At 73.5% G+C, this 20,883-nt stretch carries 18 protein-coding genes; 10 read left to right on the top strand and 8 right to left on the bottom strand.

Going from position 1 to position 20,883, the window contains the following annotated elements:
* Window positions 1-10: 10 nt before the first annotated feature.
* Entirely contained in the window at window positions 11-1,072 is a 1,062-nt protein-coding gene (locus ACIBZJ_RS24520; RefSeq protein ID WP_395933334.1) for a potassium channel family protein, read from the bottom strand.
* Between the two features lie 337 nt (window positions 1,073-1,409).
* Between ACIBZJ_RS24520 and ACIBZJ_RS24515 the strand changes: the two genes are divergently transcribed.
* The 3 genes from ACIBZJ_RS24515 (at window position 1,410) to ACIBZJ_RS24505 (ending at window position 4,289) form a co-directional block, all read left to right on the top strand.
* Complete coding sequence (locus ACIBZJ_RS24515; protein ID WP_395933332.1) at window positions 1,410-2,027, top strand: hypothetical protein; 618 nt, start codon at window positions 1,410-1,412, stop codon at window positions 2,025-2,027.
* 95 nt (window positions 2,028-2,122) lie between these two features.
* On the top strand, window positions 2,123-3,574 hold the full coding sequence (locus ACIBZJ_RS24510; RefSeq protein ID WP_395933330.1) for a DUF4192 domain-containing protein: 1,452 nt from the start codon (window positions 2,123-2,125) through the stop codon (window positions 3,572-3,574).
* A gap of 82 nt (window positions 3,575-3,656) precedes the next feature.
* Entirely contained in the window at window positions 3,657-4,289 is a 633-nt protein-coding gene (locus ACIBZJ_RS24505; protein ID WP_395933328.1) for a hypothetical protein, read from the top strand.
* Between the two features lie 1,227 nt (window positions 4,290-5,516).
* Here the strand turns inward: ACIBZJ_RS24505 and ACIBZJ_RS24500 are convergent.
* Window positions 5,517-6,173, bottom strand: a complete 657-nt coding sequence (locus ACIBZJ_RS24500; protein ID WP_395934073.1) for an iron dependent repressor, metal binding and dimerization domain protein — start codon at window positions 6,171-6,173, stop codon at window positions 5,517-5,519.
* 311 nt (window positions 6,174-6,484) lie between these two features.
* Between ACIBZJ_RS24500 and ACIBZJ_RS24495 the strand changes: the two genes are divergently transcribed.
* Together ACIBZJ_RS24495 and ACIBZJ_RS24490 are read left to right on the top strand one after the other, a co-directional pair.
* On the top strand, window positions 6,485-7,678 hold the full coding sequence (locus tag ACIBZJ_RS24495) for an acetoin utilization protein AcuC (protein WP_395934071.1): 1,194 nt from the start codon (window positions 6,485-6,487) through the stop codon (window positions 7,676-7,678).
* 11 nt (window positions 7,679-7,689) lie between these two features.
* On the top strand, window positions 7,690-10,602 hold the full coding sequence (locus ACIBZJ_RS24490) for a GNAT family N-acetyltransferase (RefSeq protein ID WP_395933327.1): 2,913 nt from the start codon (window positions 7,690-7,692) through the stop codon (window positions 10,600-10,602).
* A 101-nt stretch (window positions 10,603-10,703) separates the two neighbouring features.
* Here ACIBZJ_RS24490 and sigB read toward each other — a convergent pair whose 3' ends face one another.
* The gene (gene sigB / locus ACIBZJ_RS24485) at window positions 10,704-11,828 is read right to left on the bottom strand and encodes an RNA polymerase sigma factor SigB (RefSeq protein ID WP_395933326.1); all 1,125 of its coding nucleotides are present in this window, start codon (window positions 11,826-11,828) and stop codon (window positions 10,704-10,706) included.
* A gap of 359 nt (window positions 11,829-12,187) precedes the next feature.
* On the opposite strand from sigB, the gene ACIBZJ_RS24480 reads away from it, so the two are divergent.
* On the top strand, window positions 12,188-12,562 hold the full coding sequence (locus ACIBZJ_RS24480) for a BlaI/MecI/CopY family transcriptional regulator (protein ID WP_035856877.1): 375 nt from the start codon (window positions 12,188-12,190) through the stop codon (window positions 12,560-12,562).
* A 9-nt stretch (window positions 12,563-12,571) separates the two neighbouring features.
* Window positions 12,572-13,516, top strand: coding sequence for a M56 family metallopeptidase (locus ACIBZJ_RS24475; RefSeq protein ID WP_395933324.1), 945 nt, complete (start codon window positions 12,572-12,574; stop codon window positions 13,514-13,516).
* Here ACIBZJ_RS24475 and ACIBZJ_RS24470 read toward each other — a convergent pair.
* The 3 genes from ACIBZJ_RS24470 to ACIBZJ_RS24460 form a co-directional block, all read right to left on the bottom strand.
* Window positions 13,513-15,096, bottom strand: coding sequence for an RNA polymerase sigma factor (locus ACIBZJ_RS24470; protein WP_395933322.1), 1,584 nt, complete (start codon window positions 15,094-15,096; stop codon window positions 13,513-13,515). The two genes, ACIBZJ_RS24475 and ACIBZJ_RS24470, sit on opposite strands and share 4 nt — an antisense overlap.
* A gap of 108 nt (window positions 15,097-15,204) precedes the next feature.
* On the bottom strand, window positions 15,205-15,627 hold the full coding sequence (dtd, locus tag ACIBZJ_RS24465; RefSeq protein ID WP_395933321.1) for a D-aminoacyl-tRNA deacylase: 423 nt from the start codon (window positions 15,625-15,627) through the stop codon (window positions 15,205-15,207).
* A complete protein-coding gene (locus ACIBZJ_RS24460) occupies window positions 15,624-17,120 on the bottom strand; it encodes a methyltransferase (protein WP_395933319.1) in 1,497 nt (498 codons plus the stop codon). The genes dtd and ACIBZJ_RS24460 overlap by 4 nt, the downstream gene beginning before the upstream one ends.
* Window positions 17,121-17,197: 77 nt before the next feature.
* Here ACIBZJ_RS24460 and ACIBZJ_RS24455 point away from each other — a divergent pair, with 77 nt between their 5' ends.
* From ACIBZJ_RS24455 to ACIBZJ_RS24445, 3 genes are all read left to right on the top strand, one after another.
* Window positions 17,198-17,779: an HhH-GPD-type base excision DNA repair protein gene (locus ACIBZJ_RS24455; protein WP_395933317.1), complete on the top strand. Its 582-nt coding sequence runs from the start codon at window positions 17,198-17,200 to the stop codon at window positions 17,777-17,779.
* Entirely contained in the window at window positions 17,776-18,501 is a 726-nt protein-coding gene (locus ACIBZJ_RS24450; RefSeq protein WP_395933315.1) for a GNAT family N-acetyltransferase, read from the top strand. The genes ACIBZJ_RS24455 and ACIBZJ_RS24450 overlap by 4 nt, the downstream gene beginning before the upstream one ends.
* Window positions 18,502-18,573: 72 nt before the next feature.
* Window positions 18,574-18,969, top strand: a complete 396-nt coding sequence (locus ACIBZJ_RS24445; RefSeq protein ID WP_395933313.1) for a DUF3099 domain-containing protein — start codon at window positions 18,574-18,576, stop codon at window positions 18,967-18,969.
* Window positions 18,970-18,973: 4 nt separating this feature from the next.
* Here the strand turns inward: ACIBZJ_RS24445 and ACIBZJ_RS24440 are convergent, their stop codons facing one another.
* Window positions 18,974-19,846, bottom strand: coding sequence for a carbohydrate kinase family protein (locus ACIBZJ_RS24440; protein WP_395934069.1), 873 nt, complete (start codon window positions 19,844-19,846; stop codon window positions 18,974-18,976).
* Window positions 19,847-19,899: 53 nt separating this feature from the next.
* Complete coding sequence (locus ACIBZJ_RS24435) at window positions 19,900-20,844, bottom strand: pseudouridine-5'-phosphate glycosidase (protein ID WP_395934067.1); 945 nt, start codon at window positions 20,842-20,844, stop codon at window positions 19,900-19,902.
* Between the last annotated feature and the right edge of the window lie 39 nt (window positions 20,845-20,883).

The raw sequence follows: 20,883 nt of genomic DNA, 5'->3' as shown, positions 1-20,883 counted from the left end.
GTCCCCCGTGTCAGTCGGAATTCGGTCCGGTCGAGTTCGTGGTCCGGTCGTCGCGGATGTAGACGAGGAGGTCGCCGGTCTCGAGCTGACGCGTCTCGGGGTCGGCCAGCTGCACCACGCGCCCCCGCCGGACCACCGCGATGACGACCTCGTCGAGCGTCCGCGGTGATTTGCCCACCTCGTCGCGGACGACCGAGCGACAGGCGAAGGCCATGCCGTGCCCGGGCGTGAGCAGGTCTTCCACGACGTCGATCACCGGCGGGTCGGTCGTCGCCAGGCCGAGCAGCCGCCCGGCCGTCGCGGAGGACACCACGACCTGGTGCGCGCCGCTCTGCCGCAGCAGCGGGGCGTTCTCCGCCTCCCGCGCGGTCGTGACGATCCGGACCTGGCCGTTCGTCAGCTGCCGGGCGGTGAGCGTGGTCAGCACCGCGGCGTCGTCGGCGTCGGGGGCCACGATGATCGCGGTCGCCCGTTCGACGTGTGCCTGGGACAGCACCGCCGAGCGTCCGGACGAGCCCTCGACCACCGCCAGACCGGCGTTCACCGCGTGCTGGGCGACGCGGTGGTCGCGTTCGACCACCACGATCTTCTCCCGCGGCACGCCGTTCTCCAGCAGCGCGTCGACCGCGCTGCGGCCCTTGGTGCCGTACCCGCACACCACGTAGTGGTCTTTCACCGTCTGCCTCCACCGCTCCCGCCGGAACTGCCCGCGGTACTGCTCGGTCAGGACCTCGAGCGTGGTGCCGACCAAGATGATCAGGAACAACACCCGCGCCGGAGTGATGAAAATTACGTTCACCAGCCGGGCCGAGGGCGAGGCCGGTGCGATGTCGCCGTAACCGGTCGTCGACAGCGTCACCACCGAGTAGTACGCCGCATCGAGCAGGCTCAGCGGGCTGCCGGTGTTGTCGTGGTAACCGTCGCGGTCGATGTACACCATCGCCACCGTGACGCCGACCAGCGCAAACGCGGCGAACAGCCGCAGACCGAGTGCACGCAGCGGCGAGGACCGCTTCTGCGGTAGCCAGACCGTTGCCCTCGGCAGCGCGGTCGGAGGAGCGGGACGCGTCACGATCTGCAGACGGTAGCGGCAACAGGCGTTCGCGGCAGCGGGGACTCGCCTGCCTGTGGACAGCGGCACCCGGCGCTGACCCCGGCAATGACGAAGGCCGCCCCGCGGAACGGAGCGGCCTTCGGGTACGCCGACCCGCCGGGTCGCCTCTCGGCGGAAGGTCGCTCGCAGCGACTTAGTTGGGACCGGGGGCCTGGATCGAGCCGACGCACTGAGGTCATTTTACAGGGCCGGATGTGAATCCTGTCGACGCTGGATCGTGCAGAGGCGCCGCGTGTTCCCCTCGCTCTGCTTACGCTGGAGTGGTCCCATCCCTTGCGTCCAGGAGGTCGCCTTCGTGTCAGAACCTCCCCGTCATACCCGTCCGATCCTCGCCGCCGACCTCGAGCGTCTGATCGAGGGTTCGGTCGCAGGCGAGCCCTCGGCCCGGCTGGAGCTGGCGCACGCCACCGCCGCGGCGCTGGTTTCGGTCGGGCGCGACGCGGCAGGCGATCCGACCGACCGCTTCGTCCGCCTCGCCGACACCGTCGGGTTGGACACGCTCGCCGACCTGTGGCGCGGCGCTCCGGCCGACTCGCTGCCCGGCGCGCTCTGGGCGCTCTACCTGCTCCAGACCTGGTGCACCGAGAACGGCACCGAAGTCGCCCGTCTGTATCGCACCGGCCGTTCGCTCGCGCCGGTCGACGAGGTCGTGGCCGGCGTCCGCGACGACGCCGACCCGGACGCGATCGCCGCGGTGGCGGATTCCGTGCTCAGCGGGCTCTACGACGGCGATCTCGGGGTCGCGCTGGAGCGGGGTGCCGCGTTCTTCCGGGTCGTTGCGGCGGGGCGGCTGTTCCTCGCGGCCGAGGGCCCCGACGGTGATGCCGAACGCGATCGGTCCGGCCGCAACCGCGCCTGCGCCGAGGGCCTGACCCGGGCCGCCGCGGCCTGGCGCGCCGGTACCTTGCGCTAGCGGGCGTCTGCCGTCGTCCACAGGGCGGCGGGTTGTCCCCAGCGGGAGGCCGAGCACCCCCGTCGGAGTGGTGACTTCCCGCATGCTCCGGTGCCATGAACTCCCTCTCGTCCCCGCCCGGCCAGCCGGTGGTGCAGCTCCGCACTCCGCCGGAGATCGTCCGCGCGGTCCCGCAGCTCCTCGGATTCCATCCGGCGGCGAGCGTCGTCCTGCTCGGTCTGGCCGGCCCGCACCTCCGGTTGCGGATGACGATGCGCATCGACTTGCCCGAGGCCGGCCTCGAGCGGCCCGCGGCCGAACATCTCGCCGGTCGGCTGGCCGCCGAGAACATCTCGGCGTGCGTCGCGGTCCTGTTCACCGCCCCGCCCCCGGACGCCCGCCCGACGCCGGCCTTTCCGCGGTCTGCGGCCTTTCCGGGGTCTGTGGACGTTGCGGGGTCTGCGGGCGCCGTGGGGCCGGCGGGTAGCGCGGGCGCGGGCGCCCTCGGAGCGGCGGGCGCCGCGTCGGTGCCATCGGCATCCGAGCCGGTGCGAGTCGCAGGGGAGGGGCGCACCTACCTGCCCGGGGCCCCCATGGCGTTCGCCGTGCGGGCGGCGCTGCACGACACCGGGCTCGAGGTGCGGGAGCTGCTCCGGGCCGAGGCCGGCCGCTGGTGGTCGTACACCTGCGAAAACCCCTGCTGCCCGCCCGACGGACTGCCGCTCGGGTCGGGGCCGACGTCACTGCTGGAGGTGCTCCGGGTCGCGGCCGGGCGTCCGGTGTTCAGCGACCGGTCGGCGATGGTCGGATCGGTCGACCGAGAGCCCGGCGAGCCCAGCAAGGGCTTGGAAGCGGCCCTCAGCGCGCGCGAGGACGCACTGGCGGGCGAAGCCCAGGCCGCCCAGGCCGCCCGAGACCTGGCCGCGATCCAGGGCCGCCTGACCCGCGACGCCGCCCGCCCCGACGGCTCCGCCCGCCCCGAGGCCTCCGAGGCCTCCGGGGGCTCCGCCCGCTCCGCGGGCTTGGGCGGCGCCGGCGGCCCGGCCGCCGGGCTCGACGGCTCGGCGAGGGATGACGGGTCTGAGGGCCCCGAGGAGCTCGGGCGGTACGACGACCGGATGGTTGCGCTGGCCGCGGTGGCGTTGCGGAACCTCGCGGTCCGGGACGCGTCGTTCGCCTGGACCGGCGGCCCGCTCGCCGATGCTGCGGCCGCGCTCTGGCGCGCGCTGGTCCGCCGGGTCCCGCCGCCGTACGCGGCCGCGCCCGCGACGCTGCTCGCGGTGAGCGCGTACCGCCAGGGCGACGGTGCGCTGGCCGACGCGTACCTGCGGCGCGCGCTTGCCGACGATCCCGACTACCGGATGGCCGACCTGGTCCTCACCAGCCTCGAAAACGGCTTCCGGCCTTCCGACGTCGAGTCGGCCCTGGGTCTGAGCAGTCCCCACGCCGGGACACCTGCCCCGGCTGTGCACGACGCCGACGCCGACGGCCGAGAGTCGGGCACGGTGCCGAAATCCACCGGCGGTAACGCCTCCCCGCGCCGGGCGGGTGGTGCCGATGCGCGATGATGGCGGCCGAACTGTCCGCGCCTCAGGAGGCGCCGCCGAACTGTCCGCGCCGCAGAAGGCGCAGAAGCCGGAGGAGCCGGAGATGCGTCCCCCCACCCGCCTGCTCGGCGTCGCGCTCGCGCTCGGGGGCCTGGTCGCCACCGCGGCCTGCACCGGGGACGACGCCGACCCGTCGTCCGACAAGAAGACCGCGGTGGCCGCGCCGACGGTCGGCACGACGGCCTCGGCATCGCCGTCGGCGTCGCCCTCGCCGTCCGCGATCCCGACCAGCGTCCCGCCGGCTGCTTCGGCCGGCGGGATCTGCAAGTCGATCACGTTCAGCGAGGTGCGGACGTATCTCGGGCTGACGTTCCAGGCCTCGGCCGCGAGCGGCAAGGAGGGCGGTGTCCGCACGTGTGTGCTGATGACGCTCGACGAGGCCCTGCCCGATCTCACGTTCGTCGCGACGCCGCTGGAGGGCGAGGTCTCCGAGGACGACTACGAGAAGGACTTCGTCCCCGACAAGGCCGACGACCAGGGCGGCCTCGGCCGGGCGGCGTACAAGCGGGTGATCGCGCCGAGCGGCACGAACGGCCCGGCCGCCGAGGTCGGCTGGCTCGGCGACGAGACCGCGTACACGCTCACGCTCACCACCCCCCAGGCCACCGGCACCGCGGGTGCTACCGCCTACCTCTCCAAACTCGCGGGCCTGGGCCCCAAACTCATCGCCGGCTAACGCCGAGCCCGCCGCAGTCCGCGCCGCGCCGACCGCGCCGATCCGCGCCGCGCTGACCCGCGCCGCGCTGACCCGCGCCGCGCCGATCCGCGCCGCGCTGACCCGCGCCGCGCCGATCCGCGCCGCGCTGACCCGCGCCGCGCTGACCCGCGCCGCGCTGACCCGCGCCGCGCCGATCCGCGCCGCGCTGACCCGCGCCGATCCGCGCCGCGCTGACCCGCGCCGCGCTGCCGAGCGCCCCGCGGCGCAGGGTCGCGAGGCGTCCCACCCCCGGAAGCGAAGCACGCCCCGGGCGGGGCCGCAGGGACGTCGCCTCGGCGAGGCCGAGCGAGGGCCGCGTCGTGCAGCGCGGCGATCCCGCGACGCCAGGCGTAGGCCGGGCCGCGCGTCGTGCGCCGCTCCCGCGACACCAAGCGAGGACGGGGCGCGTAGGTGGCGCCTCCGCGAGGCTAAGCGGGAGTCGGGTGGCGCGGCGCCCCCGCGACGCCAGACGAGCGCAGGGCCGTGAGGAGGTCGCCTCCGCGACGCTGTAGGGACGTCGCCTCCGCGACGCTGTAGGGACGTCGCCTCCGCGACGCTGAGCGGGGGTAGGGCCGGGCGGCGCGGCGACCCCGGGACGCCAGGCGAGAGCCGGCCATGTCGCTTCTGCGAGGCCGGGCGAGGGCCGAGCCGCGCGGCGCGGCGCTCCCGCGACGCCACGCGTGGGCCGGGCCGCGTCGCCCGGCGACACCGCGACGCCGAACGAGGGCAGCGCCGTGGGAGACCTCGCCTCCGCGACGCCACACGGGCCCGAGTTGGGTGGCGTGTCGCTCCCGCGACGCGAGGCGAGGGGCAGGTCGCGAGGGCGTCGGCTCCACGACGCTTAGCGAGGGCAGGGCTGTGGGGGCGTCGCTCCCGCGACGCCGAGCGTGGGCCGGGCATGGGAGACGTCCCCTCCGCGAACGCCGAGCGCGAAGGCCCGGGCCGGGTGGCGCGGCGGCCCTCCGACGCCAACTGCCCCACGGCGGGCCGCGGCATGCGCCGCCGCACAGCACCCCGTCGGCGGCTCCGCGGTCCTCAGCGTCGCCCCGGTGACGCGGGGTGCCCGGTGACGCGAGGTGCCCGGTGACGCGAGGTGCCCGGTGACGCGAGGTGCCCAGCAACGCGAGGTGCCCAGCAACGCGAGGTGCCCAGCAACGCGAAGCGCCCCGCGGCCGGGCCGCGGGGCGCTTCGTCGACTCGGAACGCTCAGCCCGCGGTCACGAACACCAAGTTGGCCAGCGACCGCGGAATCTTCACGGTCGTGTCGCCGTGAGTCAGCGTCACCTCGCGGTCACTGCGATCCACCATCACCGAAACCCCCGGCTCCACGCCCGCCGAGTGCAGGTCGTGGATCAGGTCCGTGTCGGTCTGCAACTGCTCCGAGATGCGCTGGATCACGACCTCGTCGCCGGTCGGCGTCACCGCGAGCGTGACCTCGCGGCCCGGCCGGACGTCTCCGTCGATCACGTCGGTGTCGAGCTCGGCCAGCCCCGGGATGCGGTTGCCGTACGGCGAGACCCGCGGACGCCCCAGCAACTGGTAGACCTTGCGCTCGACCTCGGCGCTCATCACGTGCTCCCAGCGGCAGGCCTCGGCGTGCGCGGCCTCGTACTCGAGCCCGATCACGTTCACCAGCAACAGCTCGGCGAGCCGGTGCTTGCGCATCACCGACACGGCGCGGTGCCGGCCGACGTCGGTCAGCTCCAGGTGCCGGTCGCCCTGAACGGTGAGCAGCCCGTCGCGCTCCATCCGCGCCACGGTCTGGCTCACCGTCGGACCGCTCTGGTGCAGGCGTTCCGCGATCCGGGCGCGCAGCGGGGTGATGCCTTCTTCCTCGAGTTCGAGGATCGTGCGCAGGTACATCTCCGTGGTGTCGATCAGGTCACTCACGTCGCCGCCTCGCTTCATTCACCGCTGCCTACGGGTTCGCACGGGGAGCACGCTCGCCACTGGCAAGAGTCGTTCAGCCAGAAGGCTCGCATCTTGCCGGTCGTGCCCCAGCCCATGGCGCGGACCGCCTTCTGGCGGCAAGCATACCCCCTCCCGCCATAATCTTGAACGACTCAAGAATAAGCCGAATCCAGGTCTACCAGCCCAGATCTCGAGCAGCCGGTACGACCGGGAGCCGCGCGTGATGAGATGGAACGGTGACGACGCAGACACAGGAATCCGAGATCACCGCGGAGACGTCGGCCGCTCCGGTGACGGTGGTCTGGGACCCGGCGGTGACGACGTACAACTTCGGCGATCACCCGCTCGATCCGGTCCGCGTGGAGCTCACGATGGCCCTCGCCCGCGACCTCGGCGTCCTCGATCGCCCGAACGTCTCCGTGGTGAAAGCCGAACCGGCCAGCCGGGAAACGCTGCGCCTCGTCCACCAGGAGGCCTACCTCCTCGCGGTGCAGGCCGCGCCGCGCGACCCGTTCTTCCGCGGCTGGGGCCTGAACACCAGCGACAACCCGCTGTTCGAGGGCATGCACGAGGCCGCGTCGCTGATCACCGGCATGAGCGTCCGGGCCGCCGAGGCGGTGATGAGCGGCGAGGCGCTGCACGCGGTGAACGTCGCCGGCGGGCTGCACCACGCGATGCCCGACCGGGCCAGCGGCTTCTGCGTCTACAACGACCCGGCGATCGCGATCGCCCGCATGCTCGAACTCGGGGCCGAGCGGGTCGCGTACGTCGACATCGACGTCCACCACGGCGACGGGGTCCAGGCCGTGTTCTGGAACGACCCGCGGGTGCTGACGGTGAGCCTGCACGAGTCGCCGGTCTCGCTGTTCCCTGGCACCGGTTTCCCGACCGAGGTCGGCGGGCCGAACGCCGAGGGCGGCGCGGTCAACGTCGCGCTCCCGGCGGGCACCGGAGACGCCGGGTGGCTCCGCGCGTTCCACGCGGTCGTGCCGTCCGTACTCCGCGCCTTCCGTCCGCAGGTCCTGGTCAGCCAGTGCGGCTGCGACTCGCACTACCGCGACCCGCTCGCGAACCTCGCGCTCTCGGTCGAGGGCCAGCGCGCGGCCCAGCTCGAGATGCGCAGGCTCGCGCACGAGCTCACCGGCGGCCGCTGGGTCGTGTTCGGCGGTGGCGGGTACGGCCTGGTCGACGTCGTCCCGCGCACCTGGTCGCACCTGCTGGCGACCGCGACCGGCGCGCCGGTCACCCCGTCGCACGCCACCCCCAACACCTGGCGCGAGTTCGCCGCGTCCAAGCGTCCGGCGGCTCGCATCCCGACCGTCATGGGTGACGGCACCGATGCGTCCTACCAGCCCTGGGAACCGGGGCGGGCCGATCCGGTCGACCGGGCCATCCTGGCCACGCGACGCGCGGTGTTCCCGCTGCACGGCCTCGACCCCGATGACCCGCGCGACTGAGACACTCAGCCATGCCTGACGACCCGACCGCCGCCGGCCCGCCCGACCCCCGCGCGGCCGCCGACCCGGCAACCCGGGCCACCCCAGACCCGGCAAGCCGGGCCACCCCCGATTCCCGCGCCACCCCAGACCCGGCAAGCCGGGCCACCCCGGACTCCCGGGCCACTCCCGAACCCAAGCCCTACCCCGAGCACCGCCAGGCCGACGTCGTCCTCTCCGACGGCGGCACCGTCCACGTGCGTCCGATCCGCCCGGAAGACGCCGACGGAATCGTCGCGCTGCACTCGCGCTTCTCCGACCGCACCCGGTACCTGCGCTACTTCTCGCCCTACCCGCGGATCCCGGCCCGCGACCTGAAGCGCTTCACCGAAGTCGACCACGCCGGCCGCGAGGCCCTGGTGGCCGTCCTCGGCAACGACCTGATCGCGGTCGGGCGGTACGAGCAACTCGACGACCCCGACACCGCCGAGGTCGCGTTCGTCGTCGAAGACGCCCACCAGGGCCGCGGGATCGCCAGCGTGATGCTCGAGCACCTCGCCGAGGCCGCCCGCGAGGAGGGCATCACCCGGTTCGTCGCCGAGATCCTGCCGCAGAACGGCGCGATGATCCGCGTCTTCACCGACGCCGGTTACGACGTCGACCGCAGCTTCGCCGACGGCGTCGTCCACCTGACGTTCGACACCCGCGAGACGCCCGCCGTCCTGGGCGTCCTCCACGACCGCGAGCAACGCACCGAGGCCCGCTCCATCAGGAGGCTCCTGAACCCGGCCACCATCGCGGTGATCGGCGTGAGCAAGCACCGGGGCGGCATGGGCCGCGCGGTCTACGACAACATCCGCAACGCGGGCTTCACCGGCGAACTGCACCGCGTCAATCCGAACGACGAAACCGCCTTCCGCAGCGTCCAGGACATTTCCGGCCCGGTCGACCTCGCGCTCATCGTGGTTCCGGCAGCACAGGTCCAGGCGACCGTCGAAGAGTGCGCCCGCAAACAAGTCGCCGGTCTGGTCATCTTCTCCGCCGGCTTCGCCGAGATCGGCGAGGACCGGGCCCAGGCCCACCTCGTCGAGGTCGCCCGCATCAACGGTATGCGCGTGGTCGGCCCGAACTGTTTCGGGATCGCGAACACGGATCCGGCGGTGTCCCTCAACGCGACGCTCTCGCCGAGCGTCCCCGGCCGCGGCCGGGTCGGGTTCTTCACCCAGTCCGGAGCGCTCGGCATCGCGCTGCTCGCTGAGGTGGAGCGCCGCGGCCTCGGCCTGTCGACGTTCGCGAGCGCAGGCAACCGCGCCGACGTGTCCGGCAACGACCTGCTCCAGTACTGGCGCGACGACCCGGCGACCGACGTCGTCATGATGTACCTGGAGACCTTCGGCAACCCGCGCAAGTTCACCCGGCTCGCGCGCGAGCTGGCCCGGCGCAAGCCGGTCGTCGTCCTCAAGAGCCGGGGCGTGACGCCCGGCCTCACCGGCGGGCCCGGCGAGCGCGGCCTGCAGGCCCTCTACCGGGCGTCCGGCGTCATCCGCGCCGAGGCGCTGGGGGAGATGTTCAACATCGGCCAGCTGCTGGCCTACCAGCCGCTGCCGACCGGCCGCCGGACGGCGGTGATCGGCAACTCGGCGGTGCTGGTCGCGCTCGCGACCGACGCCTGCGAGGCCAACCGCCTCGAGGTCCCGGTCGAGTGGCGCGTCGACGTCGGTCCCGAGGTCACCCCCGACGAGCTCCGGACCGCGCTGAGGGCGGCCGTCGAGGAGCAGGCCATCGACGCGGTCCTCGTCGTCTTCGTCCCCGCGCTCGCGGTGCCGGAGTCCGCCTACGCGGACGTCCTCCGGGAGATCGGCGCCGACGCCCGCGTCCCGGTCATCGCCTCGTTCCTCGCCGCGAACGGCATGCCCGAACGTCTCCGCCGCCTGGTGCCGGCCGCCTCGGTCCCCGCCGTCCCTTCCGCCCCGGAGCCTTTTTCTGACGCGACGCAAGGCGCCACCGCAACAGACGCACCACCGCCCGAACCGGAAATCGGCACCGACCCCGATCGCACGGTCCTGCTACCCAGCCCGGAATTCGTGATCGCCCGCGGCTCGGTGCCCTCCTACGCCACCCCGGAAGCCGCCGCCCGCACGCTCGGCAAGGTCGCCACCTACGCCGAGTGGCGGGGCACCCCGGCCGGGCAGCTGCCTTCCCTCCCGGACACCGACCCCGGCCGCGCCCGGACGTTCGTCGGCCGCACGCTCGACCGGCACCCGGACGGCGTGGACCTGGAGGACGCGGACGCCGCCGACCTGCTCGCGGCCTACGGCATCACGGTCTGGACGAGCCGCCGGGTCGTCGGCGTGGAAGCGGTCGTCGAAGCCGCGGACGAGCTGGGCTACCCGGTCGCGGTGAAGGCCGCCGACGAGACGCTGCGCCACCGCGCCGACCTGGGTACGGTACGGCTCGACGTCGACTCGCCCCGGGATGCGCGGGCGGCCTACCACGGCATCGCGGCGGCCTCCGGTGACCCGAACCCGGCCGTGCTGGTGCAACCGATGGCCCGTGGCGGCGTCGTGTGCGTCGCCGAGGTCGTGCAGGACCCGGCGTTCGGCCCGGTGGTCGGGTTCGGGCTCGGCGGCATCGCGACCGAGCTGATCGGCGACCGGGCCTGGCGGGCCGCCCCGCTCACCGACTCCGACGCCGCCGACCTGCTGCGCGAGCCGCTGGCCGCCCCGATGCTGTTCGGCTACCGGGGCGCCCGGCCCGTGGACGCCGGAGCCGTGGAAGACCTGCTCCTCCGGGTCGGCGCGCTGGCCGACGAGATCCCGGCGCTGAGGGCTCTGACGCTCAACCCGGTACTGGCGTCCCCCGAGGGCGTCACGGTGCTGCACGCGACCGTGCGGATGGAACGTCCCTCCCGCCGGCTCGACGAAGGTGCCCGCCGCCTGCGCTGACGCCCCTGGGTGGCCACCGTCCGGCGGTGGTGGGGCGGCACGCGTAGAAAAAAGAAGCGGCCGGACCCGGGGAGGGTCCGGCCGCGTACGGCGAGGTGCGGTCAGCTGACGTAGGCGCGCAGCGGCTCGGCCCGCAGGGGGTCGCGGAGCTTGGCCATCGTGCCCTTCTCGATCTGACGGATCCGTTCGCGCGAGAGGCCGAAGTCGCGGCCGATCTCGTCCAGCGTGCGCTGGCGGCCGTCGTCCAGGCCGAACCGCAGCCGGATGACCTCGCGCTCGCGCTCCGACAGCGTGGCCAGCACCTTGTTGACCTCGGCCTTGAGCAGCGCGTACGAGACGTTGTCGGCCGGGCTCAGCGGGTCGGAGTCGGCGATGAAGTCGCCGAGCTGGCTCTCGCCGTCGTCACCGACGGTCTGGTCCAGGCTGACCGGCTCGCGGTCGTAGCCGAGCAGCTCCACCACCCGGAACGGCTCGATCCCCAGCTCGGTGGCGAGCTCGGCCGGAGAGGGCTCGCGCCCCAGCTGGATCGAGAGGTCGCGCCGGGCCCGGACCAGCCGGTTGATCTGCTCCACCAGGTGGACGGGGAGGCGGATCGTGCGGGACTGGTCGGCCATCGCCCGGGTGATCGCCTGCCGGATCCACCAGGTCGCGTAGGTCGAGAACTTGAAGCCCTTGGTGTAGTCGAACTTCTCGACCGCACGGATCAGGCCCAGGTTGCCCTCCTGGATCAGGTCCAGCAGCGACATGCCCCGCCCGGTGTAGCGCTTGGCGACGCTGACCACCAGCCGCAGGTTGGCCTCGAGCAGGTGGTTCTTGGCCGCGACCCCGTCGCGGGACACCTCGGCCAGGTCGCGGCGGTCGTCGTCGGTCATCGGGCGGGCCGGATCGGCGAGCGCCTGGCCGGCGAACAGCCCGGCCTCGATGCGCTTGGCCAGGTCGACCTCTTCGACCGCGGTCAGCAGCTTGGTCTTGCCGATCCCGTTCAGGTAGGCCCGCACCAGGTCGGCCGAGACGCCTCGGCCCGAGTCCTCGGAACGGGTGCCCCGGGTGCGCCGGGGCGCCTCGGGTTCGTCTTCGGTCCCGTCGATGCGGGAGCGGACGGTGGTGGGCTCGACGCCGTCGTCGAGGTCGTCACCGCTACGGCGGGCGTCGGCGTTGTCTGCGTCGACATCCCCGGGTACGAGGTACACGTCGAACGCTTCCTCGATCATGAGCGGAACGGACACCCGGCTCGCCTCCTCGTGGCGCGGGAGGTGGACTCTCCCGCGTACCGTCTGTCGTGGAAATGAGGTTCGCGCTCGCGCCGTTAAGCCGTCGTGAGGCCGATGTGAGATCGGTGTGAGGTGCGCGCCGCCGCAGGCCAGGGCAACCCTGGTGACCTGCTGCTACACCCGTTAACGCCGTCGGGGTCGTCCGGTCGGCGGTTACTGTCGGCTACCCGACACCGGTCCACGGAACTTTGCCCGTCCGTATTGATCCGGTCTAAGCGGGTCAGAGCGGCGGCTCCCTCGATCGGACCATTGGCCGCCCGCTTTCTACGTTCCGTAGACTGGGGGCCAGCCCCTCGCGGTGGAAGGAGACCCCCATGGCCCGATTGGGCGAGCTGGAGCGTGCGGTGATGGAGGTCCTCTGGTCCGCGGACGCTCCGAGAACCGCGCGTGAAGTCGCTGACTCGCTGGCGAACCGTGAACTGGCCAAGACCACGGTGCTGACCGTGCTGTCGCGCCTGGAGTCGAAGGGCCGGGTCGAGCGGTGCCGCGACCGGTGGGCGCACACCTACACCCCGACCGCGACGCGCGAGGACTACATCGCCGAGCTGATGGACGAAGCGCTCGGTGACGCCGCCGACCGCACCGCGGCGCTGGTCCGGTTCGCCGGTCGGGTGAGCCCGGAGGAGGCCGAAGCCCTCTCCGGTGCCCTCGATCAGGCCCTGCGCCGGGCGGGCAAGGCCTCGGCCTAGGCCCGCGTCGTGCTCCCCACGGTTGCGGGTCTCGGCGTGGTCGCCGTGCTGTTGATCGGGCCGGTGCCGGCCGTGCTGTCCCGGGCGCACTGGGTGCAGCGCGAGCCGCGTGCGGTCCTCGTGCTCTGGCAGGCGCTCGGCCTGGCCGCCGGCCTGGCCGCGGGTGGCGCGGTGCTGGCCGCCGCGCTGGCGCCGCTGGCCGGTTCGCTGCCCCGTGCGCTCGCCGCGTACGTCCGGGCCGGTGCGCTGACCGGCGGTCTCGACGTCCTGCACCTGTTCCTGCTCGGTGCGGCGGTCGGTCTGTTCGGCTGGCTGCTCGCGATGACCGGGGTGTCGTCGTGGCGGGCCGGCCGGATGCGCTCGCGTCAGCGTGAGCTGGTCGATCTCGTCAGCACTCCCTGGCCCAACCGGGTCAGCCCGGCTCGGGCCACCGGCGCGGGCGCCCGGTTGATCGAGCACCCGGCCGCGGCGGCCTACTGCCTGCCCGGGCCGAGCTCCCGGGTCGTCATCACGACCGGTGCGCTGTCCCTTCTCGAACCCGACGAACTGGACGCGGTGCTGGCGCACGAACACGCGCATCTGGCCGAGCGCCACGACCTGCTGCTGTTGCCGTTCGCGGCCTGGTCGGAGGCGCTGTTCGGGCTGGCCGGCACGCAGCGGACGCGACTGGCGGTGGCCCAGCTCGTCGAGATGCTCGCCGACGACCGGGCCTGCCTCGGGCGCGACCGGAACGTGCTGGCGGCCGCGCTGGCTCGGGTCGGGGTGGCCGGGGCGACCGGGGTGGCACCGACCGGCTCGCTGGCGTCGACCGAGCTCGCGCTGTTGCCGCGGGTGCAGCGTCTGCTGGCGCCTCCGGCCCCGTCGCTGTCGCTGCGGACGTTGTCTTACGCGGCCGCGGTGGTGGTCGTCACCGCCCCGTTCTGGGCGTTCGTGCTACCACTGGTCGTCGCTTAGCACGTAGCGATCGTGACCGTCGTGGTCGCGGTCTGCGCGGCGCCGTCGGGCGGGGTCAGCTTGGCGGTGATCGTCCACTTCGTGTTGCAGCGGGGCGCCGCCGCGAGGGCGGCCCAGGCGTACTGACCGCTGCCCAGGTCCGCGTACTGGGTCTCCTTCTTCAGGACGTACGACCCCGACCAGGTGAGCGCCGAGTCCAGCAGCGCTTCGTCGAAGCCGGACGGGACCGCGACCGAGAGCGTCACCTCGGCCTGGTCGGCGCCGGAGGCGTTCACGGTGCCACCGGGGCCGGTGATCCGCAGCGTCCCGAAACCGGCGAACGGGTTGGCGGTCCGGGCCGGCGTGCTCGGGGAGACCGAGCCCGCGACTGTACCCGCGACCGGGCGGATCGACGGCGACCGGGCCGGGACCCGGGAGGTCCTGGCGACCGGAACCTCGAGGTCGTCCTTCGGCGTGGACCTCGGCGTCGGCGAGGCCGACCGCCGGACCGGGGCGGCATGCGCACCGGCCGGTGCGGCGATCGGCGAGGGCTTCGCACTCATCGGATCGGTGCGGTCGGCAGCCGCGAGTTTCTCGGTCACGCCGGTCGGCCGGCGGTACGAGTTCAGGGCAACCGCCCCGGCCGTACTGAGCACCAGCACCGCCACCACGACCGTCACGGTGGCCGCGCCGGCGAACCGCCGCTGCGGCCCCCGGGGCCTCGCGGGCTCGGGCGCGGGCTCCGGCCCGGGTTCCGGTTCCGGCTCCAGGAGCGTTCCGGTGGCGCCGTCGATCACCGCGTGCGTGCCGGTATCGACGCGGATCACGTCGGTGCCGGTGTCTTCGATCGCGCGCAGCGCCCGTTCCATCCGGTCGAGGATCACGTCGTTCAGGCCGGTGGGCACTGCGGTGAGCGGCAGCAGGGCGGCGAGCGCGGGCAGCGGCCAGCGCTCGTAGGCCGCCGCGCACCTCGTGCAGGCCGGCGTTTTGCCCCGCCCGGAGAGGTGCGCGTGCACCTTCTTCCGCGCCGCCGCGTCCGGTTCCTTGGCCGAGTACCGCAGCGTGTCCCGCAGTTCCGGGCAGTCGTCCAGCGACCGTGCGGCCAGGACGTCGGCCACCACGTGCTCGCGGATCGCGTCGAGCCGCTTCGCGATCGCGTCCGGCTTCTCGGCGTCGACCGCGGCCGCGATCGACCGCCCGGTCAGCCCGGCCCCGGCCGAGACCGCGAACAGGATCCGGTCGGGCCCGCTCAGGTCGCCGGCCGCGCGCCAGGCGACCAGCCGCAGTTCCCGGGGGTCCGGCGCGGCCGGCGGCTGCTCGCCCTTCCGGCGCAGCCAACGCTTCTTGCCCAGTTCCTGCTCGACCTCGAGGCACGCGTCATGGATCAGCCGGATCATCGCCGGGCGTAACTCCCGGGCCCCGGCCAGCCGCGTCCGCACCGACACCTCGAACACCCGCGCGGTGGCCTCCTGCGCGGCGTCCGGGTCACGAAGAGCGTTCAGGCAGGTGGAGTACGTCCAGCCGTGGGTCTCCTCGAACAGGTCGGCCAGCGCCTCTTCGTCACCGCGCTGCACCGCAGTCACTAGCGCCACGTCGTCCATGGACCGCACGGTAAACGCAATCCGGTGGCAACAGAAGCCAGGGGTACCAGCTATGGCCGAATCGACGACCCAGGCCTTAACGGGGCTTCGTTCCGTCCTTAAGCGCCCTTAAATCTCGAGAAGGATGGTCTGCGGCCCGACGTTGACCGACGCGACGAGCATGTGCGCCCGGAATCGTCCTGTTTCGACCTTCGCGCCGCGCTCGCGAAGTGCGGCCACGACCGCGTCGACGAGGGGCTCGGCCTGCTCGGCCGGAGCCGCCGCCTGCCACGACGGACGCCGACCCTTCCGGGTGTCGGCGTAGAGCGTGAACTGGCTGACGACGAGCAGCGGCGCCCCGACGTCCGACGCCGACCGCTCGCCGTCCAGGATCCGCAGCTCGTGAACCTTGCGGGCGAGCAGCGCGGCCTCGGCGTCGGTATCGGTGCGGGCCACGCCGACGAGCACGAGCAGCCCGTCGGAGATCTCCCCGACGACCTCGTCGCCGACCGTGACCGACGCCGACAACACGGTCTGGATGACGGCCCTCATGCCGGCAGCAGCATTCCGCGCTCGACCATCTGCCCCACCAGCGGGATCGCGACCGTGGCGAGCGCGATCGGCTCGGCCTCGTACGCGGCCGCGAGCACCGCGAGCTGGTCGCCCAGCGTCACGCTGCCGTCGCAACCACCGACCAGGGCCACCGTCACCGGGTCGATCTCCTGGGCCCAGCGCCAGCCGCTCTCCATCGCCAGGATCTGGGTGTCGACGTCCCAGCCGTCCTCACCCATCGACGCGTGCTGCCGCAGCCGCAGCGACGGCGCGGTGACGAACTTCGTCGCCAGCAGGTCCGCGCCCCGGACGAAGGAGACGCGCTCGAACCAGGCCGCGACCTCCGGGCCGAGCACCGCGTCGTGCTCCTGCATCGCCTCCTCGACCCGCACGATCGGCTGGTCCGACCCGGACGCGTGGACGCTGATCAGCCCGAAGCCGACCGCGTCGATGCGGTTCTCGGCGAACCAGTCGAGCCACTCGTCGGTCCGGCGCGCGGCGGCCTCGCTGGTCAGTTCGCCGGCGTCGCGGAGCCAGAGCGCCACGTAGCCGGCCGGGTCGAGCGCCTCCCGCTGCACCGCGTGGGCGTCCAGCCCGGTGGCCGACAGCCAGGCTCCGACCCGCTCCTCCCAGGGCACACCCTCGACGTGTAGCCAGTTGGCCAGCAGCTGCCCGTACCCGCCCGGGTTCAGCAGGTCCGGCAGCGCGGCGACGAGTTCGGCGCAGATGCCGTCGCCCTCGCGTCCGGAATCGCGGTAGACCATGCGGTCGGCCTCCGACCGGCGTGGGCCGACGACGAACGGCGGGTTGCTCACCACCAGGTCGAACCGGCGACCTGCAACCGGTGCCGCCAGATCGCCGCGGAGCGCCTCCCAGGAGAAGCCGTTGAGTGCCGCGTTGGTCACCGCGAACCGCACCGCACGCTCGGAGAGATCCGTCACAGTGACGGCCTCGACGTGCCGGGAGAGGTGCAGGGCCTGGACCCCGCAACCGGTCCCCAGATCCAGGGCACTCCGGACATCCGGCCGGACCGTCGACTGCGCCAGCGTCACCGACGCACCCCCGATCCCGAGCACGTGGTCGCTGCGGACCGGACCGGGCCGGACGTCCGAACCGAGATCGGACAGTACCCACCAGTCACCGTCGTCGTCGCCGTAAGGCGAGAGGTCGATCGCGGCTCTCACCTCGTCTCCTACCTTCTCGACGAGCCCGGTGGAGATCGCTCCGGCCAGGCCGAACGCGCCGAACGCGGCCTCGGCGGCCTTCTCGGAGACGGTTCCGCCGGTCGGAAACAGATCGATCAAGGTGCCCCGCGGGTCGTTGTCGCCGCGGTCACGGATCGTGTGCCGCACCGCGAGGAACTCGCCCCGGCCGAGCGCCCCGCCCGCGGTCTCGCCGAGGTAGTCGGCGACCCCCTGAGGGGTGAATTCCGCGTTCCGCAAAGCGGTACGCAGCGCGTCGATCTGGTCGGGAGCGAGCAACGGGTCGGTCACCCGGCCATCCTCTCCCTCCGCCGAGTCTCCTGCGCCCCCGGGGGAGCGGAGGGGGCCCGGCGTGGCACGCTGGTCCCATGGTGACGCTGCGGCTGAGCCAGGACGTCGATGCCGACGCGTTCCTGGCCGACGACCCGCTGGCCTTGCTGGTCGGCATGCTTCTCGACCAGCAGTTCCCGATGGAGCGCGCGTTCGGCGCGCCCTGGTTGCTGGCCACCCGGATGGGCGTCTCGCGGTTGGACGCGGCGGCGATCGCCGCCTTCGACCAGGAGGAGTTCGCCGCGCTGTTCGCGACGCCTCCCGCCCTGCACCGCTACCCCCAGTCGATGGCCGGCCGCGTGCAGTCGCTCGCGTCCACGCTGCTGGACGCCTACGACGGCGACACCGCCCGGCTGTGGACGACGGCGGTCAGCGGAGCCGAGCTGCTGACGCGGGTGCGGGCGCTGCCGGGCTTCGGTGAGCAGAAGGCCCGCATCTTCGTGGCGCTGCTCGGCAAGCAGTTCGGCGTGCGGCCCGAGGGCTGGCGCGAGGCCGCGGGCGCGTACGGCGAGGACGGGTCGAGGAGATCGGTCGCCGACGTGACCGGCCCGGAGACCCTGCAGGCGGTCCGGGAGTTCAAGAAGGCGGCGAAAGCCAAGGCGAAGGAGGCTGCTCGATGAGCTGTGCCGACCCGAAGCTCTGGCCGCTGGCCGGGCTGCGCGTCCGTGCCGGGAACATCGAGCTGCGCCCGCCGACCGACGAGGATCTGCCCGCACTGGCGGCGCTGGTCCCGGTCGAGGCCGGGCACGACCCGTCGCTGCCGATCAGCGGTGTGACGACTCCGGCCGAGGTCGCCGCTCAGGCCGTGCTGCGTCACATCTGGCGGTCGCGGGCCGAGCTGGCGCCGACGCAGTGGCGCATCTGCCTGGCCGCGTACGTCGACGGCGTGCTGGTCGGCCAGCAAGACCTGATGGCCGACGATTTCCCGCGCCGCCGGATCGTCGAGACGTCGTCCTGGCTCGGAGCCGAGCACCGGCGTCAGGGGCACGGGAAGGCGATGCGGGCGCTCGCGCTGCACCTCGCGTTCGTGGGCTTCGGCGCCACCGCCGTGGAGAGCCAGTCGGCCGAGGGCAACGACGCGGCGCTGGGCGTCACCCGGTCGCTGGGTTACAGCCCCTGCGGTGACACCTACGAGGTGCACGACGGGGCGGTCACGCACATGCTCTGGTCCCGGCTGACCCGGGAGCGCTGGGCCTTGCACAAGCAGGGCTACGGCCTGGCCCAGGTCGAGTGCGAAGGCGTGGACGCCGGCCGCCGCCTGATCGGGTTGCCGCCGGTCGAGCCGAGCCCGGTGAACAACGGCCAGCGTCCGGCGAAGGGTGTTCAGCCCGCTCCGGCCTGACTCGCGTGGCGCACAGCGGTGCGCGGTGCAACGATGGAGGGAACGGCGAGCAAACGAAGCGGGTGTATTCGCGTGTCCACACGGCGACCGCGGGTCGAGGTGATCACCGAGGCCGAACAGAGCCCGGCCGACCAGCTCCGCCGGCGCCAGTACCAGTACTTCGGCCTGATGATGCTGCGGGTCCTGTGCCTGATCCTGGCGGCGGTCCTGGTCAGCCTCGACGTGCCGTACGCGCTGGCCTGGGTGGTGATCCTGACGGTCGGGATGTGCCTGTTCCCGTGGATGGCGGTGATGATCGCCAACGATCGTCCGCCGCTCGAAGAGAACAGGTTCCGCAACCGCTTCCGCCGCGTCCCCGCCGGTGCCCGCGCACTCGGCCACCCGTCCGAGGAACCCCCGTCGACCCCGGAACTCCCCACCCGGGAGTTACCGCCGTCGTCGGCGCGCGTGATCAACCACGACGACTGAGGTGTCAGGGCCTCGCGCCCGGCAGGCCGACGGCCAGCGTGCCCGCGCGGGCTCCGGCGGCCAGTGCGCCCGCCGGCCCGGCGCCGCTCAGCCACGCCGCCAGCAGGCCGGCCGCGAACGCGTCGCCGGCTCCGGTCGTGTCGACGACCCGGCGGGCGGGCTCGGCGGCGACCCAGGCGGCACCGTTCTCGCCGCGCCACCACGCCCCGCCGGCGCCGTCCTTGACCACCGCGGTGCGCACCACGGTCGCCAGCCGGGCCGCGGACACCGACGGATCCGCCAGCCCGGTGAGCACCGCCGCCTCGGCCGCGTTGGCCAGCAGCAGATCGATACCGGCGATCCAGCCCAGGAACCGCTCCGCTCCGACCGCCTCGAGCGGTGCGGCTGACGCCGCGTCCACCGAGACCGTGATGCCACGCCTGCCCGCGGTCTCCAGCGCGGCCAGCCCGGCCTTGCGCGACCCGGCGTCCAGGAGCGCGTAGCCGGAGAGGTGCAGGTGCCGGACGTCCGGGCGTTCGACGGCCGCGATGACGTCGGCGGCGTCGAGCCGGTCGGCGGCGGCCCGGTCGGGGAACATCGTCCGCTCGCCGTCGCCGTCGACCAGCACCGCGATCGACGCGGTGGGCAGCTCGGTGTCGATCGCGACCGCGGGCTCCACGCCGGCGGCGACCAGCTCGGCGATCCGGTCGCGGCCCGGGGCGTCGTCGCCGACCCGGGCGGCCAGCGTCACCGGTACCCCGGCCCTGGCGAGCCAGGCCGCGGTGTTCGCGGCCGCGCCGCCACCCGAGTAGCGGATCTGCGCCGGCCGGTCCGAGCCGACCGCCGGTGGCCCCTCGGTGCGGATCACGATGTCGGTCGCCAGGTCACCGACGACCATCACCCGCCCCGCGCCGGTACTCACGACGGGTCAGCTACCGGACCGGCGCGAAATCATGCGAGGACCGTACGGGACCCGGCGAAGGCCACTGCGATCCGCCCGGCGAGTTCGGCGTTGCGCAGGATGATCCGGGTGTTCACGGTCAGGCTCTCGCCGTGCGTCGCCGAGTGGAAGTGCGCGAGCAGGTACGGCGTCACGTCCTTGCCGGTGACGTGCTCGCGTTCGAGCCCGGCGAGGCCCTCGGCCAGCACACGGTCGTGCAGCGCCGGGTCGAGCTGCTCGTCGACCGGCAGCGGGTTCGCCACCACGACCGCGCCCGACCCCAGCTTGAGTTCGCGGGCCGCGCGCAGCACGTCGGCGATCTCCTCCGGGTTCTCCGCGCGCCACCCGATCGGGTAGCCGGAGTCGGAGAGGTAGAAGCCCGGGAACCGGTCGGTCCGGTACCCGAGGACGGTCACGCCCGAGGACTCGAGCCGCTCCAGCGTCGCCGGTACGTCCAGGATCGATTTGACGCCCGCGCAGACCACCGCGATCGGCGTCCGGGACAGTGCGCCGAGGTCGGCCGACTCGTCGAACGTCGTCGACGCGGCGCGGTGGACGCCGCCGAGGCCGCCGGTCGCGAACACCGCGATACCGGCCGCGGCCGCGATCGCCGCCGTGCTGGCGACGGTCGTCGCGCCGTCCAGCCCCTTGGCCGCCACCACCGGCAGGTCGCGGACGCTGGCCTTGGCCACGCCGTCGGTCAGCGCCAGGTGCTCGAGCTGCCCGGCGTCGAGGCCGACCCAGATCTCCCCGCCGAGCACGCCGACCGTGGCCGGTACCGCGCCCGCGGCCCGGACCGTACGCTCGATCTCGCCGCCGACCTCCAGGTTCATCGGACGCGGCAGCCCGTGCGACAGGATCGTGCTCTCCAGTGCGACGACCGGCGCGCCGGTGCCCAACGCCTCGGCGACATCGGCACCGAGACGGATCCGGTAACGCCCGAGCGGCGGTTCGATCTCCACGCGAACACCGTACTTCCCGCTGATAACTGCCCG

Source organism: Cryptosporangium sp. NPDC051539, from assembly GCF_044454545.1.
Lineage (GTDB): Bacteria > Actinomycetota > Actinomycetes > Mycobacteriales > Cryptosporangiaceae > Cryptosporangium.
The sequence above is the reverse complement of the archived record's forward strand: the minus strand, read 5'-3'. Positions and strand labels throughout refer to the sequence as shown.